The sequence below is a fragment of the Corynebacterium freneyi genome (assembly GCF_030408835.1).
GTDB lineage: Bacteria > Actinomycetota > Actinomycetes > Mycobacteriales > Mycobacteriaceae > Corynebacterium > Corynebacterium freneyi.
Genome location: NZ_CP047357.1, coordinates 1,504,005 through 1,520,825, shown reverse-complemented (window position 1 = coordinate 1,520,825; position 16,821 = coordinate 1,504,005). Strand labels below are relative to the sequence as shown.

Annotated in this window: 13 protein-coding genes; 5 read left to right on the top strand and 8 right to left on the bottom strand. The window is 69.6% G+C overall.

All coding sequences use genetic code 11. The features are described 5' to 3' along the window. Positions 1 to 86 precede the first annotated feature (86 nt). The 5 genes from tkt (at position 87) to pgl (ending at position 6,962) form a co-directional block, all read left to right on the top strand. Positions 87 to 2,186 carry a transketolase gene (gene tkt / locus CFREN_RS06915; RefSeq protein WP_070522347.1) on the top strand — a complete coding sequence of 700 codons (2,100 nt, stop codon included), beginning with the start codon at positions 87 to 89 and terminating at the stop codon, positions 2,184 to 2,186. A 212-nt stretch (positions 2,187 to 2,398) separates the two neighbouring features. Continuing rightward, positions 2,399 to 3,517 (top strand): transaldolase, encoded by a 1,119-nt coding sequence (tal, locus tag CFREN_RS06910; RefSeq protein WP_209652933.1) that lies wholly within the window; start codon positions 2,399 to 2,401, stop codon positions 3,515 to 3,517. Between the two features lie 33 nt (positions 3,518 to 3,550). After that, complete coding sequence (gene zwf, locus CFREN_RS06905) at positions 3,551 to 5,104, top strand: glucose-6-phosphate dehydrogenase (RefSeq protein ID WP_052054502.1); 1,554 nt, start codon at positions 3,551 to 3,553, stop codon at positions 5,102 to 5,104. Positions 5,105 to 5,151: 47 nt separating this feature from the next. Next, positions 5,152 to 6,228, top strand: coding sequence for a glucose-6-phosphate dehydrogenase assembly protein OpcA (locus tag CFREN_RS06900; protein WP_209652935.1), 1,077 nt, complete (start codon positions 5,152 to 5,154; stop codon positions 6,226 to 6,228). Further along, on the top strand, positions 6,225 to 6,962 hold the full coding sequence (gene pgl / locus CFREN_RS06895; protein WP_209652937.1) for a 6-phosphogluconolactonase: 738 nt from the start codon (positions 6,225 to 6,227) through the stop codon (positions 6,960 to 6,962). Before CFREN_RS06900 ends, pgl begins: the two co-directional genes overlap by 4 nt. 132 nt (positions 6,963 to 7,094) lie before the next feature. Here pgl and secG read toward each other — a convergent pair whose 3' ends face one another. From secG to rapZ, 8 genes are all read right to left on the bottom strand, one after another. Beyond that, positions 7,095 to 7,331, bottom strand: a complete 237-nt coding sequence (gene secG, locus CFREN_RS06890) for a preprotein translocase subunit SecG (RefSeq protein ID WP_035124041.1) — start codon at positions 7,329 to 7,331, stop codon at positions 7,095 to 7,097. A 159-nt stretch (positions 7,332 to 7,490) separates the two neighbouring features. Next, entirely contained in the window at positions 7,491 to 10,268 is a 2,778-nt protein-coding gene (gene ppc, locus CFREN_RS06885; RefSeq protein WP_209652939.1) for a phosphoenolpyruvate carboxylase, read from the bottom strand. Between the two features lie 135 nt (positions 10,269 to 10,403). Continuing rightward, positions 10,404 to 11,186 (bottom strand): triose-phosphate isomerase, encoded by a 783-nt coding sequence (gene tpiA / locus CFREN_RS06880; protein ID WP_070522367.1) that lies wholly within the window; start codon positions 11,184 to 11,186, stop codon positions 10,404 to 10,406. Positions 11,187 to 11,280: 94 nt separating this feature from the next. After that, the gene (locus CFREN_RS06875) at positions 11,281 to 12,492 is read right to left on the bottom strand and encodes a phosphoglycerate kinase (protein WP_035124035.1); all 1,212 of its coding nucleotides are present in this window, start codon (positions 12,490 to 12,492) and stop codon (positions 11,281 to 11,283) included. 91 nt (positions 12,493 to 12,583) lie between these two features. Further along, positions 12,584 to 13,591, bottom strand: coding sequence for a type I glyceraldehyde-3-phosphate dehydrogenase (gene gap, locus CFREN_RS06870; protein WP_209652941.1), 1,008 nt, complete (start codon positions 13,589 to 13,591; stop codon positions 12,584 to 12,586). Between the two features lie 276 nt (positions 13,592 to 13,867). After that, positions 13,868 to 14,851 carry a DNA-binding protein WhiA gene (gene whiA, locus CFREN_RS06865; protein ID WP_209652944.1) on the bottom strand — a complete coding sequence of 328 codons (984 nt, stop codon included), beginning with the start codon at positions 14,849 to 14,851 and terminating at the stop codon, positions 13,868 to 13,870. Between the two features lie 60 nt (positions 14,852 to 14,911). Further along, positions 14,912 to 15,865, bottom strand: coding sequence for a gluconeogenesis factor YvcK family protein (locus CFREN_RS06860; protein ID WP_070522373.1), 954 nt, complete (start codon positions 15,863 to 15,865; stop codon positions 14,912 to 14,914). Positions 15,866 to 15,927: 62 nt separating this feature from the next. Then, positions 15,928 to 16,821, bottom strand: a complete 894-nt coding sequence (gene rapZ / locus CFREN_RS06855; protein WP_070522376.1) for an RNase adapter RapZ — start codon at positions 16,819 to 16,821, stop codon at positions 15,928 to 15,930.

Below are 16,821 nucleotides of genomic sequence, written 5' to 3'. Positions count from 1 at the left end.
CCCCGCGAGTGGCCCCGGAAACCGCGTTGTTTGCGCCTACAATGGGCGCCGAACTCATTCGCGAGCGAGAACCAGGAGCATTCACAGTGACCCTCTCCCCCGAGCTGCAGGCCCGCGTCGTGCGGAATTACCCCTCGGACTGGACCGACCTGGACACCCGGGCCGTCGACACCGTCCGAGTTCTGGCCGCCGACGCCGTGCAGAATTGCGGGTCCGGCCACCCCGGCACCGCCATGAGCCTCGCCCCGCTGGCGTACTCCCTGTACCAGCGCGTCATGCGCCTCGACCCGAAGGACCCGAAGTGGGTCGGCCGCGACCGCTTCATCCTCTCCTGCGGCCACTCCTCGCTGACGCAGTACATCCAGCTGTACATGGCGGGCTTCGGGCTGGAGCTCGACGACCTCAAGGCCCTGCGCACCTGGGACTCCCTGACTCCGGGCCACCCGGAGTACGGCCACACCGACGGCGTGGAGATCACCACCGGCCCCCTCGGCCAGGGCCTCGCCTCCGCCGTCGGCATGGCGATGGCCGCCCGCCGCGAGCGCGGCCTGTTCGACCCGGACGCCCCCGCCGGCCAGTCGCCGTTCGACCATTACATCTACGTCATCGCCTCCGACGGTGACGTCCAGGAGGGCGTCACCGCCGAGGCGGGGTCCATCGCCGGCACCCAGCAGCTGGGCAACCTCATCGTCTTCTGGGACGACAACGGCATCTCCATCGAAGACGACACCACCATCGCCTTCACCGAAAACGTCGCCGACCGCTACCGCTCCTACGGCTGGCAGGTCATCGAGGTCGACGGCGGCGAGGACGTCGAGGCCATCGAGCGCGCCGTCGAGGAGGCCAAGGCCGACACGCAGCGTCCGACCTTCATCCGCGTGCGCACCGTCATCGCGTACCCGGCCCCCAACGCCATGAACACCGGCGCCTCCCACGGCGCCGCGCTCGGCGACGACGAAGTCGCGCTGATCAAGAAGGAGCTCGGCTTCGACCCGGAGCAGACCTTCGAGGTCTCCGACGAGGTCATCGAGCACACCCGCGCCGTCGCCAAGCGTTCGGGCGACGCCCGCGCCGAGTGGCAGAAGTCGTTCGACGAGTGGGCCGCCGCCAACCCGGAGCGCAAGGCCCTGTTCGACCGTCTCGAGGCCGGCGAGTTGCCCGAGGGCTTCGCCGACGAGGTGCCGTCGTGGGAGCCCGACGCCGCCGGCGTGGCCACCCGCAAGGCCTCCGAAGCCGCGTTGCAGGCGCTGGGCAAGACCCTGCCGGAGCTGTGGGGAGGCTCCGCCGACTTGGCCGGCTCGAACAACACCGTGATCAAGGGCGAGCCGTCGTTCGGCCCGAAGGAGATCACCACCGATACGTGGACGACCCACCCGTACGGCCGCAACCTGCACTTCGGCATCCGCGAGCACGCCATGGGCGCGATCCTCAACGGCATCGCCCTGCACGGCGGCACCCGGCCGTATGGCGGCACGTTCCTCATCTTCTCCGATTACATGCGCCCGGCGGTCCGCCTGGCGGCGCTGATGGACATCTCCCCGCTGTACGTGTGGACGCACGACTCCATCGGTCTGGGCGAGGACGGTCCGACGCACCAGCCGATCGAGCAGCTGGCCACCCTGCGCGCCATGCCGGGCATGACGACCCTTCGTCCGGCCGACGCCAACGAGACCGCCGCCGCGTGGGTCGCCGCGCTCGAGGGTCCGTCCGGCCCGAAGGCGCTGGCCCTGACCCGCCAGAACGTGCCGGTGCTGGAGGGCACGAAGGAGAAGGCCGCCGAAGGCGTGCGCCGCGGCGCTTACGTCCTGGTCGAGGCCGAGGGCGGCGAGCCGGACATCGTCCTGATGGCCACCGGTTCCGAGGTTCAGATCGCCGTCGAGGCCGCCGGCGTGCTGGCCGGCGAGGGCGTCAAGGCCCGCGTCGTGTCGGCTCCCTCGCTGGACTGGTTCGATCGGCAGGACGACGAGTACCGCGAGTCGGTGCTGCCGGCGTCCGTCCGCGCCCGCGTGTCGGTCGAGGCCGGCATCGCGATGCCGTGGCACAAGTACCTCGGCGACGCCGGCCGTGCGGTGTCCATCGAGCACTTCGGTGCCTCGGCTCCGTACCAGCGCCTGTTCGACGAGTTCGGCATCACCACCGAGGCCGTCGTCGCCGCCGCCCGCGAGTCGCTGGCCGCCGCCGAGTAGAGCCGCCGACGCCGCGGAACAATCCCCGGCAGCACGTCCCCGCCGCCCCGGTCGTCCTTCGCGAACCGGGGCGGCGCACGCTTGTCGACGCTAACGTGGGATCCGCATGGGCCGTCGCATTCGGGATCAGCCGGATGCCGATGCGCGCGCCTTACCGAACGCGACAATTGAAGCGAACGAGACAGAAGACCAGCACTCCAGGAAGGGCACCGATGACCAACCCCAATCTCGCCGCACTCGCCACCGCCGGCACGTCGGCCTGGCTCGACGATCTTTCCCGTCAGCGACTCGAGGGAGGAGAGCTGACGGCGCTCGTCGACGAGTACGCCGTGGTGGGCGTGACCACCAACCCGGCCATCTTCTCCTCGGCGATGACCACCGGCGACGCCTACGACGGGCAGCTGCGTGAGCTCGCCGGCTCCGGCGCCGACGCCGCCGAGACCGTCTTCACCATGGCCATCGACGACGTCCGCCGCGCCTGCGACGAGCTCGCCGACGTCTCCGCCCGCACCGGCGGCGCCGACGGGCGGGTGTCCATCGAGGTGGACCCGCGGTACGCCGACGATTACGACGCGACCATCGCCCAGGCCCGCCGCCTGTGGGAGCGCGTGGGCAAGGCCAACGCGATGATCAAGATCCCCGCCACCGACGCGTCCCTGCCGGCGGTGTCGGATGCGTTGGCCGAGGGCATCAGCGTCAACGTCACCCTCATCTTCTCGGTGGAGCGCTACCGCCAGGTCGTCGACGCGTTCATCGCCGGCATCGAGCGCGCCCGCGACAACGGCCTCGACCTGTCCACCATCCACTCGGTGGCGTCCTTCTTCGTCTCGCGCGTCGACACCGAGGTCGACAAGCGCCTGGAGGCCATCGGCGGCGACGCGCTGGAGCTGCGCGGCAAGGCCGGCGTGGCCAACGCGCGGCTGGCCTACGCCGAGTTCGAGCACGCCTTCGCGGCCGACTCGGAGCGGTGGGCCCCGCTGGCCGAGGCCGGCGCCCACGTCCAGCGTCCCCTGTGGGCGTCGACCGGCGTGAAGAACCCGGAGTACCCCGACACCCTGTACGTCACCGAGCTGGCCGGCCCGCACACCGTCAACACCATGCCGGAGAAGACCCTGCGCGCCACCGCCGACGCCGACCTCGACGGCATCTCCGACACCCTGACCGGTCGCGGCGAGCAGGCGCGCGAGACCATGGCCGCCATCGCCGCCGCCGGAGTCGACCTCGACGACGTTTTCGCCGTCCTCGAGCGCGAGGGCGTGGAGAAGTTCGTCGATTCGTGGCAGGAGCTGCTCGACTCCATCGACGGCCGTCTGCGCGAGATCCGCGGCTAGCCCATCCTCCCCTCTTTTCCGAAAGAACCTTCCGTGACCTCTGACATCTCCGGCACGATCGCCGACGATTGGACCAATCCCCTGCGTGACCCGCAGGACAAGCGCCTTCCCCGCATCGCGGGGCCGGGCGGCATGGTCATCTTCGGCGTTACGGGCGACCTGGCCCGCAAGAAGCTCCTCCCGGCCATCTACGACCTGGCCAACCGCGGTCTGCTGCCCGCGTCCTTCGCCCTCGTCGGCTACGGCCGTCGCGAGTGGTCGAAGGAGTACTTCGAAAACTACGTCCGCGAGGCCGTCGAGGCCGGGGCCCGCACGCCGTTCCGTGAAAACGTGTGGCGGCGCCTGGCCGAGGGCATCCACTTCGTGCAGGGCACATTCGTCGACGACGAGGCGTTCGACCGGCTGGCCGCCAAGCTCGCCGAGCTCGACGACTCCCGTGGCACCGCGGGCAACTGGGCGTACTACCTGTCCATCCCGCCGGACAATTTCCCGGACGTGTGCCATCAGCTCGATCGTGCGGGCCTGGCGCAGGCCGGCGAGGAGAACTGGCGGCGCGTGATCATCGAGAAGCCCTTCGGCCACGACCTCGAATCGGCCCAGGAGCTCAACCGGATCGTCAACTCCGTATTCCCGGAGACGTCGGTGTTCCGCATCGACCACTACCTGGGCAAGGAGACGGTGCAGAACATCCTGGCCATGCGGTTTGCCAACCAGCTGTTCGATCCGCTGTGGAACTCGCACTACGTCGACCACGTGCAGATCACCATGGCCGAGGACATCGGCTTGGGCGGCCGCGCCGGCTACTACGACGGCATCGGCGCCGCCCGCGACGTGATCCAGAATCACCTGCTGCAGCTGCTGGCCCTGGTGGCCATGGAGGAGCCGGTGGCGTTCACGCCGGAGGAGCTGCAGGCGGAGAAGATCAAGGTGCTGCGCGCGACCGAGCCGGTGCGTCCGCTGTCGAGGACGACGGCGCGCGGCCAGTACTCGGCGGGGTGGCAGGGCAGCCACTACGTCAAGGGGCTGCGCGAGGAGGAGGGCTTCGACCCGGAGTCGACGACGGAGACGTATGCGGCGTGCACGCTGCAGATCAATTCCCGTCGCTGGGCGGGCGTGCCGTTCTACCTGCGCTCGGGCAAGCGTCTGGGCCGGCGCGTCACGGAGATCGCGTTGGTGTTCAAGTCCGCCCCGCACCTGCCCTTCGCGGACACCATGACCACGGCCCTCGGCCAGAACGCCATGGTCATCCGCGTGCAGCCGGACGAGGGCGTGCTCATGCGCTTCGGTTCCAAGGTCCCGGGCTCGACGATGGAGGTCCGCGACGTCAACATGGACTTCTCCTACTCGGAGTCGTTCACGGAGCAGTCGCCGGAGGCGTACGAGCGTCTCATCCTCGATGCGCTTCTCGACGAGGCCAGCCTCTTCCCCACCAACGAGGAGGTCGAGTTGTCCTGGAAGATCCTCGATCCGGTTATCGAGTACTGGGGCAAGCGGGGCCAGCCGGACGAGTATCCCGCGGGCACGTGGGGGCCGGCGTCGGCCGATCGGATGCTCGAGCGTGAAGGCCGCACCTGGCGCCGTCCCTGACGGGCGGGACAGGCGAAACAGGTACTTGGGAAAGGATTACCGTGCCAATGATCATCAATTTGCCCGACACCGACACCCGCGTCATCGCCCGCCAGCTGGTGACGCTGCGCGAGACGGGCGGCATCGTCACCACCGGTCGCGTGCTCACGCTCATCGTGCTGGCGCAGGGAGACGATGACCTGGAGACCATCATCAAGACGGTCAACAGCGTCTCCCGGGAGCACCCGGCCCGCGTGCTGGTGCTCGTCGCCGGCGAGCCGCGGGGGGCGAGCCGCCTCGACGCGGAATTGCGCCTGGGCGGTGACGCGGGTGCCGCGGAGGTCGTCGTCATGCACATGGAAGGCGAGGTCGGGGCGCACCCGGAGGCGATCGTCACTCCCCTGCTGCTGCCGGACACGCCGGTGGTGGCGTGGTGGCCGTCGACGCCGCCGCAGGTGCCGGCGGCGACGCCGATCGGTCAAATCGCGCAGCGTCGCATCACCGATTCGCTGGCGGACCCCGACGCCAACGCGGTGTACACCCGTCGCACGGGGTACACGCCGGGCGATTCGGATTTGGCGTGGTCGCGTTTGACTGCGTGGCGTGGGGTGCTGGCCTCGGCGCTGGATTCCCCGCCGCATGGCCCGATCACCGCGGCGCGGATCGAGGGCCCGGGCGAGGATCCGTCGGTCGACGTCGCCGCAGGCTGGCTGGCCGACCGTCTGGCCGTGCCGGTGCTGCGGGTGGTCACCGATGAGCCGGAGGTTCCCGTCGACGCCGATGGCGTGGCGAAGCCGCCGGTGACGAAGGTGACGTTGTCGCGCCCCGGTGAGGACGGCACGCCGACCGACGTCATCGTCGAGGTGGAAAACGCGACGACGGCGTGCGTGACCATCATGGGCAGCCCGCCGTTCAAGGTGGCCCTGTCGCGTCGAACCACCGTCGATTGCCTGGCCGAGGAACTGCGCCACCTCGATCCCGACACCGCCTACGCGCGCGCCTTGCGCGGTTTGGGCCGCATTCGTCGCCTCACGGCGGAGCAGGCCCGGGAGGCGGAGGACGGTTCGCTTGACGACGGTTCGTCCGCATCCGGTTCCCCGTCCGTTTCCGCTTTCGCCCACGACCCCGAGGAGTCTTCCCGATGACCGACAACGTCACCGCGCCCGAGTTTTCCCGCCACGCCGATCAGGACGCCCTGGTGGAGGCCGCCCGTGCCCGTTTCGTCGACGTCGTCACCGCCGCGCAGGCCGACGACGGCATGGCCCGCGTCGCCGTGACCGGTGGCGGCGCCGGCATCGGCCTGTTGGCCGCCCTGGCCGCCGATTTCGGCGACATCGACTGGGGGCGGATCATGATCTTCTTCGGCGACGAGCGTTTCGTGCCCGAGGAGTCCCCGGACCGCAACGTCGGCCAGGCCCGCGAGGCCCTGTTCGATCACGTGGGCATCCCCGAGTCGCACGTGTTCCCCATCGCCCCGTCCGGCGGCGCCTACCTGAACGACCCGGTGTGCGCGGCCGACGCCTACGCCGACATCCTGGCCATGCACGCCCCCGACGGATTCGACCTGCACCTGCTGGGCATGGGTCCGGAGGGTCACGTCAACTCGTTGTTCCCGCACACCCCGGCGATCGCCGAGACCGAGCGCACCGTCGTCGAGGTCCGCGATTGCCCGAAGCCGCCGCCGACCCGCGTGTCCCTGACCCTGCCGGCGGTCAACGCCAGCCGACGGGTGTGGCTGCTGGTCTCCGGCGAAGCCAAGGCCGAGGCGGTCAAGGCCATCGCCGACGGCGCGGACCCGGCCGATTGGCCCGCCGCCGGAGTCCACGGCACGCAGGAGACGATCGTGTTCGTCGACGACGCCGCCGCGTCCATGCTGTAGCGGGGACGACCCTCCCGCCGTTTTCTCGCCGGCGGGCGGAGAAAGCGCGAAAAAAGGGGCCCGGGCGATGATTCGCCCGGGCCCCTCGTCGTCACGCAAGGCCGCGCAACCACGCGCGGCCGACGGCGTCGCCTACCAACCGAAGGCCTGGAACAGGCCGAGGAGCACGATCGACGCCAGCCACAGGATGGCCGTGATGATGGTGATGTAGTCGAGGTTCTTCTCCACCACCGTCGAACCCGACAGGTTCGACTGCATGCCGCCGCCGAACAGGCTGGACAGGCCGCCGCCCTTGCCCTTGTGGAGCAGGACGAACAGGGACATCAGCACGGAGGTGATGACCAGGACGATCTGGATGGCGAGGTACACGCGCACTTCCCTACGGTTGTCGACGAATCATGGTGCCGTTTGTCGGCGGCGGACCCGGTGCGACCGGATCCGCGATCAACTGACCAGGGTACCGCACCGGCGCCGCGCCGCGCAGTTCGCGGGTGCGGCGCGTCGGCGCGCGGCGGCGGAAGTCGCCGACTAACCCGAGTTGCGCAGCGCCGTGGCCAAACCGTTCATGGTCAGCTGGATGCCCGCCCGGACCTTGTCACGGGCGTCGCCGGCACGGTAGCGGCGCAGCATCTCCAGCTGAATCGCGTTGAGCGGCATGAGGTACGGGAACCGCATGTCCACCGAACGCGCCAGCAGCGGGTTGTCCTCCAACAGCGACGAGTAGCCGGTGACCTTCATGAACATCTCGAGGGTCAGCTCGTACTCCTCGCGGATGCGGTTGAAGATGCGGTCGGCGACCTCGCGGTCGGACACCAGATCCGCGTACAGCCTGGCCAGCTCCAGATCCGACTTCGACATGACCTGCGCCATGTTCGACAGCACCGAATCGAAGAAGGGCCACGAACGCTTGAGCTCGCGCAGCTCCTCCAGGCGGGAACCGTCCTCGTCGTCGCCGATCCACTCCCGCAGGGCCGTGCCGACGCCGAACCAGCCCGGCACCATCGACCGCTGCTGCGACCACGCCAGCACCCACGGGATGGCGCGCAAATCGGAGATCGACGTCGTCTGCTTGCGCGACGACGGACGCGAACCGATGTTCAGGCTGCCGATCTCGCCGACGGGCGTGGAGGTTTCGAAGAACTCGATGAAGCCCGGGTCGTCGTGCATGAGCGCCGCGTAGGCGTCGCGGGAACGCTCCGAGATCTCCGACATCACCTGGTAGGCCCGCTCCTGGTCGTTGAGGTCCTCCAGGTCGAGCAGCGTCGACTCGATGGTCGCCGACACCAGGGCCGCCAGGTTGCGGCGGGCCGCCACCGGGTGGCCGTACTTCGCCGAGATGATCTCGCCCTGCTCGGTGATGCGCACCGAACCCTGCACCGCACCCTTCGGCTGGGCCAGGATCGCGTCGTAGGACGGGCCGCCGCCGCGACCGACGGTGCCGCCGCGACCGTGGAACAGGCGTAGCCGGATGCCCTCGTCGCGCGACACCTTCGCGATCGCGGTCTCCGCGTCGTACAGCGCCCAGTTCGCGGCGAAGTAGCCGCCGTCCTTGTTCGAGTCGGAGTAGCCGAGCATGACCTCCTGCACGTCGCCGCGGGAGGCGACGTAGCGGCGGTACAGCGGAACGTCCCACGCCGCCCGCAGCACCGACGCGCCGGCCTGCAGGTCCTCGATGGTCTCGAACAGCGGCACGACGTCGACGGTGCCGCCGAGCACGCCGTCGTCGACGGAGATCAACCCGACCTCCTTGAGCAGGATCATCGGCTCCAGCAGGTCGGACACCGACGCGCACATCGAGATGATGCACTGCGGCACGACCTCCGGCCCGTAGGCGGCCACGGCGTCGGCCGCCGCGCGCATGATGCCCAGTTCCCGCTCGGTGGCCTCCGACAACGTCACGCCGCGCGGGACCAGCGGGCGGGCCGAGGCGAGCTCCTTCGTGAGGATCTCGACGCGGCGGCGCTCCGGCAGCGACCGGTAATCCTCCGCGACGCCGGCCAGGCGGAACAACTCGGTGAGGATGTCCTCGTGGCTCTCGGAGTTCTGCCTCAGATCCAGCGAGTACAGGTGGAAACCGAAGACGTCGGTGGCGGCCTGGATGTCGGCGAGACGGTGATCGGCGATGAGGTCATCGTTGCTGCGGCGCAGCGACGCTTCGACGACGTCGAGGTCGGCGCGCATCTCCGCGACATCCGCATACGGCTCGTGGGCCGACCAGTCCCCCTCCACGACCGAGTGGCCGAGGCGGGACACGGCGGTGGCGGCGACGCGACCCCGGATTCCGTGGACGGCGCGGCGGTACGGCTCGTCGATCCGGTTGGGCACGTCGTTCTGGCCCCGGTTGGCCAATTCCACCAGGTCGACGGAAACCTGGGTGAGGCGGTCGGAGAAGCTCAGCTCACGTTCCAGGGCATGCAGCTGCTTGACGTAGTGGCGCAGGATCGTCGCCGCGGCGCGGTCGGTGGCGTAGCGGACGACCTCCTCCGTCACGTACGGGTTGCCGTCATGGTCGCCGCCGATCCACGAACCCATCCGCACCACCGGGGTCTCCGGCACGTCCGGACCGCCGATCTCGCGCATGGCCTCCACGACGTCGCGGTTGAGCCCGGGCACCGTCTCCAGCAGCGACAACTGGTAGTAGCGCAGGCCGACCTCGACCTCGTCGCGGATGTCCGGGCGATTCATGCGGATCAGCGCGGTCTGCCACAGCGTCATGATGCGCCGGCGGATCTCCAGGTCCAGCGCCGCGATCTTCGCGTCCGTGCGGGCGGTGCGCGGGGCGTTTTCGACCTGGTGGCGGGCCCGCATCGCGGCGCCGATGTGCTTCTGCACGTCGAACACCGTGCGGCGTCGCGTCTCCGTCGGGTGCGCGGTGAGCACCGGCACGACCTGCGCGACGTTCATCATCGCCGCCAGCTCGGAACCCGGCACCCGCGCCTCGCGCAGTTTTTCCCACGTCGCGTCGAGGGTCGAATCGCGCGGCGCCTCGCCGGCGTCGAGCTGCTCTTCCAGCAGACGCTCCTCGTGGAGATCCTCCGCCAGATTCGCCAACAGGGCGAAGTGAGTGAACGCCCGGATGATCGGCGTCGCCTCCTCCGGGTCGATGTCCCGGAACAACCCGGTCAGTTCCCCGATCTCCGCCTCTCCCCGGTGAAGGCGGAACGCGGTGCGACGCGCGTTCTCCACGAGATCGAAGACGTCGTCGCCCTCCTGCTCGCGGATCACCTCGCCGAGGATCCGCCCCAGATGGCGGATGTCGTCGTGCAACGTTTCGTCGCTGGTCTTCCCCGTGCTCTGATCCTGCATGCTGGCTTCTCCTGTCATGTCGGGTGCACGTCCGGCGCGGCCGGACCGTCGTAAAGCCACGCGCCGCGCGAAACGCCCCGGATCAACGCGAAAACGTTGCCGGGGCGTGACGACGACGGCACGGGGCCGATGAAACTACTTGACCGCGTCGGCGGCGAGGGCGGACAGCTTGGCGAAGGCCTCGCCGTCCAGCGACGCACCGCCGACCAGGCCACCGTCGACGTCGGGCTGTCCGACGATGTCCGCGACGTTCTCCGCCTTCACCGAACCGCCGTAGAGGATGCGCATCTCCTTGGCCAGCTGCTCGCCGCCCAGCTCGGCGACGGTCTCGCGGATGGCCTTGCAGACCTCCTGCGCATCCGCCGACGAGGCGACCTTGCCGGTGCCGATGGCCCACACCGGCTCGTAGGCGATGACGACCTTCGCCAGATCCGCCTCGGTCAGGCCTTCCAGGGAGCCCTTGACCTGCTCGACGACGTACTCGACGTGCTTCTGCTCCTCGCGGACCTCCAGCGGCTCGCCGACGCAGACGATCGGAGACATCGACGCCTTCAGCGCGGCCTTCGCCTTCTTGGCGACGAGCTCATTGTCCTCGTCGTGCATCTCGCGGCGCTCGGAGTGGCCGACGACGACCCAGCGGCAGCCGAGCTTGGCCAGCATCGACGCGGAAATCTCGCCGGTGTAGGCGCCCGACTCGTGGACGGAGACGTCCTGCGCGCCGTAGGTCACGGCCAGCTTGTCGCCCTCCACCAGGGTCTGCACGGAACGGATGTCGGTGAACGGCGGGATGACCGCGACGTCGACCTTGTCGTAGTACTCCTTCGGCAGGGCGAAGGCGAGCTTCTGCACGACGCCGATGGCCTCCAGGTGGTTGAGGTTCATCTTCCAGTTGCCGGCGATGAGGGGCTTGCGAGCCATTGTGGGTGTCACTTCCTGAGGTGGTCGAAAAACATGGGGTGCGGGCGGCGCGGCGGTGACGCGCGCGCCACCCGCTTAAAAACGAGGGGCGGTGCTAGGACTCGAGCACCTGGACGCCGGGGAGGTCCTTGCCCTCGAGGTACTCGAGGGAGGCGCCGCCGCCGGTGGAGATGTGGCTGAAGCCGTCCTCGTCCAGGCCGAGGGTGCGCACGGCCGCGGCCGAGTCGCCGCCGCCGACGACGGAGAAGCAGCCGTTGTCGCGGGTCGCGTCGATGATCGCCTGGGCGACGAAGCGGGTGCCGTTGGCGAACGCGTCCATCTCGAACACGCCCATCGGGCCGTTCCAGAACACGGTCTTGGTGCCGGCCAGCTTCTCGGCGAAGGTCTTCGCGGATTCCGGCCCGATGTCCAGGCCCATCCAACCCTCCGGGATGGCGTCGGCGGCGACGACCTTGTGGTCGGCGTCGGCGGCGAACGCGGAGGCGGCGACGACGTCGGTCGGCAGCACCAGCTGGTCGCCGTACTTCTCCATCAGCTCCTTGCAGGTGTCGATCATCTCCTCCTGCAGCAGCGAGCCGCCCACGGAGTGGCCCTGCGCGGCGAGGAAGGTGAAGCACATGCCGCCGCCGATGATCAGGTAGTCGACCTTCGGGGCCAGGGCCTCGATGACGCCCAGCTTGTCGGAGACCTTCGATCCGCCCAGCACCACGGCGTAGGGCTTCTCGGGGGTCTCGGCGACCTTGCGCAGCACCTCCAGCTCGGACTGGACCAGGCCGCCGGCGTAGTGCGGCAGCTTCTTGGCCACGTCGTACACCGAGGCCTGGGCGCGGTGGACCACGCCGAAACCGTCGGACACGAAGGCGCCCTCCGGCACCAGGGCGGCGAGCTCGGCGGCGAAGGCCTCGCGCTCGGACTCGTCCTTGGAGGTCTCGCGCGCGTCGAAGCGGATGTTCTCCAGCAGCAGCACGTCACCGTCGGTGAGGCCGTTGGCGCGCTCGTGGGCGTCCTCGCCGGTGACGTCGCCGGCGACGGCCACGTAGCGGTCCAGGCGCTCGGACAGCGCCTCGGCGACCGGGGCGAGGGACAGCTCGGGGTTGACCTCGCCCTTCGGGCGGCCCAGGTGGGCGGTGACGACGACCTTGGCGCCGGCGTCGGACAGGGCCTTCAGGGTCGGCACGGACGCGTCGATGCGGCCCGGGTCGGTGATGGAGCCGTCCTTGAGCGGGACGTTGAGGTCCGAGCGGACCAGCACGTAGCGGCCTTCGACGCCTTCGTCGAGAAGATCCTGCAGGGTCTTGACGGTCATGTCTGTTTCTTCCTTCGTTGTGGGAAACCCCAGGGCCGGGGTGCGCCCGCGGGCACACCCCGGCCCTGGGGTCGTGGGTGAAACGGTGAGCTTAGAGGCGCTCGCCGACGTAGACGGAGAGGTCGACGAGGCGGCAGGAGTAGCCCCACTCGTTGTCGTACCAGGAGACGACCTTGACCTGGTCGCCGATGACCTTGGTCAGCGGCGCGTCGAAGATGGAGGAACGCGGGTCGCCCTCGATGTCCTTGGACACGATCGGCTCCTCGTTGTAGCCGAGGATGCCCTTGAGCTCGTCGGACTCGGCGGCCTTCTTCACGGCGGCGTTGACGGCCTCGACGGAGACCTCCTTCTTGGCGGTGAAGGTCAGGTCGGTGACGGAGCCGGTCGGGGTGGGCACGCGCAGCGCGTAGCCGTCCAGCACGCCCTTGAGCTGCGGCAGGACCAGGGCGACGGCCTTGGCGGCGCCGGTGGAGGTCGGGACGATGTTCAGGGCGGCGGCGCGGGCGCGGCGCAGGTCCTTGTGCGGGGCGTCGTGCAGGCGCTGGTCGCCGGTGTAGGCGTGGATGGTGGTCATCAGACCACGCTCGATGCCGAACTCCTCGTCCAGCACCTTGGCCATCGGGGCCAGGCAGTTGGTGGTGCAGGAGGCGTTCGAGATGATGTTGTGCTTCTCGGCGTCGTAGTCGGTGTGGTTCACGCCGACGACGAAGGTGGCGTCCTCGTTCTTCGCCGGGGCGGAGATGATGACCTTCTTGGCGCCGCCGTCGATGTGGGCCTTGGCGGCCTCGGCGTCGGTGAAGAAGCCGGTCGACTCGATGACGATGTCGACGTTGTGCTCGCCCCACGGGAGGTTCTTCGGGTCGCGCTCGGCCCAGGCGATGATGCGCTTGCCGTCGACGGTGATGGACTCGTCGTCGTAGGTGACCTCGGCGTCGAGCTTGCCCATGATCGAGTCGTACTTGAGCAGGTGGGCCAGGGTCTTGTTGTCGGTCAGGTCATTGACCGCCACGATCTCCAGGTCGGCGCCCTGCGCGATCACGGCGCGGAAGAAGTTGCGTCCGATGCGACCGAAGCCGTTGATGCCTACACGAACCGTCACGATGATCTCCTCCAAAGGAATCGGCTAAGAATTGCCCAACGGCCCGGGAACCGGGCCAACTGGTTCAATTTCGAATTGTACGTGGGGTTCCGCCGATGCGCAGGGGTGGAATGCCCGCATTCCAGTGAGACGCCTCACCAACGGACATCCGGCGCGGGGTGCATGCCCGTTCGGCTCGAATGTGCTTTACGACGATGCTTTTGGAGCCCACCGCCACGGCGTGGAAAAGGCGTGAAGAAGGGGCGGAGAGGAGGTCGACGGGGGTGATCTCCCGGATCAGTCTTCGTCGAAAAGCTCGTCGGTGACCACGGAATTCGTGTCCGGCACGCCCGTTTCCGCGGCGCGACGATCCGCCATCGACAGCAGACGGCGGATGCGGCCGGCCACGGCGTCCTTCGTCATCGGCGGATTGGCCAGCTGGCCGAGCTCCTCCAACGACGCCTGCCGGTGCGCCACGCGCAGCTCGCCGGCGGTGACCAGATGCTCCGGGACGTCGTCGCCGAGGATCTCCAGCGCACGCTCCACCCGGGCGGCGGCCACGACGGCCGCACGGGCCGACCGGCGCAGGTTCGCGTCGTCGAAGTTCGCCAGGCGATTGGCCGTCGCCCGCACCTCGCGGCGCATGCGTTGCTCCTCCCACTCCAGGCGGGTGGTCTGCGCCCCCATGCGGGTGAGCAGGGCGCCGATGGCCTCTCCGTCGCGGATGACCACGCGGTCTCCCCCGCGCGTCTCCTTGCTCTTCGCGGCGATGCCCAGACGACGCGCACACCCCACCAGGGCCAGCGCCGCTTCCGGGCACGGGCACGTGACCTCCAGCGCCGAGGACCGCCCCGGCTCGGTGAGCGAACCGTGGGCGAGGAAGGCACCGCGCCACGCCGCCTCGGCGTCGAGGACGGTGCCGCCGATGACCTTCGGCGGCAGACCGCGCACGGGCCGACCCGCGCGGTCGATCAGGCCGGTGCGGCGGGCGAGCTCCTCCCCGCCCTCCGACACGCGCACGATGTAGCGCGCGGTTTTGCGCAGCCCGCCCGGGCTGAGCACCTGAAGCTCCGGCTCTATGCCGAACAGCGAATCGATCATGCCGCGCAGCCGACGCGCCACTGCGCCCGAGTCGACCTCGGCCTCGATGACGATGCGCCCGGCGACCAGGTGGAGCCCGCCGGCGAACCGCAGCAGCGCGGCGACCTCGGCCGACTTCGCGTTGTCCTGGTTGACCGGCACGCGCGCCAGCTCATCCTTCACCTTCGGCGTCAACGCCATGTGGGCACTCTCCTCACGTCGGCGACCCGTTCGCCGTGCAGCGCAGTCTAGCGACCCCGCCTACCGGGCCAGCAATTCCCCCAGTGCGGAGGCGACCTTCACGGGGTCGTGCCGCTCCGTCCACCCGCCGTCGTCGTCAAGCTCGCGCACGTCGGCGTACACCACCTCCGCCGACAGCGTCGCCGCCGCCCGCTCCAGGTACCCGCGCTCGGACCGGCCGCCCATCGTCGACTCGTCGACGAGGATGGTGTCCAGCGTCAGATCCGGCGCATGCTGGGCCAGCATGTGCAGGTGACGTTCCGACGAAAAGCCCGCGGTCTCCCCCGGCTCCGACGACAGGTTGAGAACGACCACCCGATGCGCCGTCGTGTCCCGCAACGCCTGCACCAACTCCGGCACCTGCAGATGCGGCAGCACCGACGTGAACCACGAACCCGGGCCGAGCGTGACCATGTCCGCGGCGAGGATCGCGTCCACCGCGTCCGGCGTGGCCGGCGGCTGCTCCGGGATCAACCGGATGCGCCGCACCTGACCCGGCGTCGTGGCGACGGCGACCTGACCGCGCACGGGGCGCACCACGCGGGCGTCGTCCTCCAGGCCCACGACCTCCGCCTCGATGTCCAACGGCAGCGGCGACATCGGCAGCACCCGGCCGTAGATGCCCAACAGAGAACCGACCTCGTCGAGCGCGGCGACCTCGCTGCCGAGCACGCTGGTCAACCCCGCGATGATGAGATTGCCCACCGCATGCCCGGCCAGCGCGCCCGTGCCGCCGAACCGGTGCTGCAGGACCTCCTCCCACAGCTTCCCGCGCTCGTCCTCCGCAGACAGCGCCGCCAACGCCATGCGCAGATCGCCCGGCGGGATCTGGCCCAGCTCGCGACGCAGGCGTCCGGACGAGCCGCCGTCGTCGGCGACCGTGACCACGGCGGTGACGTCCTCGGCGATGCGGCGGACGGCGCGCAGCGTCGCGAACAGCCCGTGGCCTCCGCCGAGGCTCGTGATGGCGGTCATGGGGTAAGGCTCCTCTGGGGTCGAGTCGAATCGGGATCCGGCGGCGAAAACGGCGCTCCCGGTCAACCCCGCTCGATGTCGCGGTGGATGACGTTGACGTCGATGCCGTTGAACTCGCCGAGCCTGCGGCCCAGCGCCTCCGACATGGCAACGCTGCGGTGGTGGCCGCCGGTGCAGCCGATGGCGATGGACATGTGGTTCTTTCCCTCGCGGCGGTACCCGGGCAGGATCACCGAAACGAGCTGCTCGACGGTGTCCAGCCAGCGCGGGGCGTCCTCCTGCTCGAGCACGTAGGCGGCCACCTCCCGGTCCGTGCCGCGACCCGACCGCAGGCCCGGCACCCAGTACGGGTTGGGCAGGAAACGGACGTCGAGCAGCAGGTCGGCGTCGCGCGGGGCGCCGTGCTTGAAACCGAAGGATTGGATGGTCACCCGCTGTCCGCGCGACGCCGGATCCGAGAAGTGGACCTCCAGCGCGCGGCGCAGGTCGTGGACGGACATCCGCGACGTGTCCAGCACAAGGTCCGACATGGCCTTGATGCCGGCGAGCATCTGCCGCTCCCGCTCGATGCCCTGGGTCAGCGTCCCGGATTCCTGCAGCGGGTGCGTGCGGCGGACCGAGTCGTAGCGGGCGATGAGCGTGTCGTCGTCGGCGTCGAGGAAGATCACCATCGGCCGGCGGCCGCTTTCGTGCAGCCGGTCCAGGACGTCGCCGAGCGAACCGGCGAAGGCGCGGGACCGCACGTCGGTGACGATGGCGAGGCGCTCCACGGGCGAATCCGCCTCGAAGGAGAGCTCCACCATGCGCATGATCAACTCGGGCGGCAGGTTGTCGGCGACGTACCAGCCCATTTCCTCGAGGACGGCTGCGGCGGTGTTGCGGCCGGACCCGGACATGCCCGTGATGAGGACCAGTGACGTGTCGGGTTCTGCTGCACCGGCGTTGACTGTGGTCAT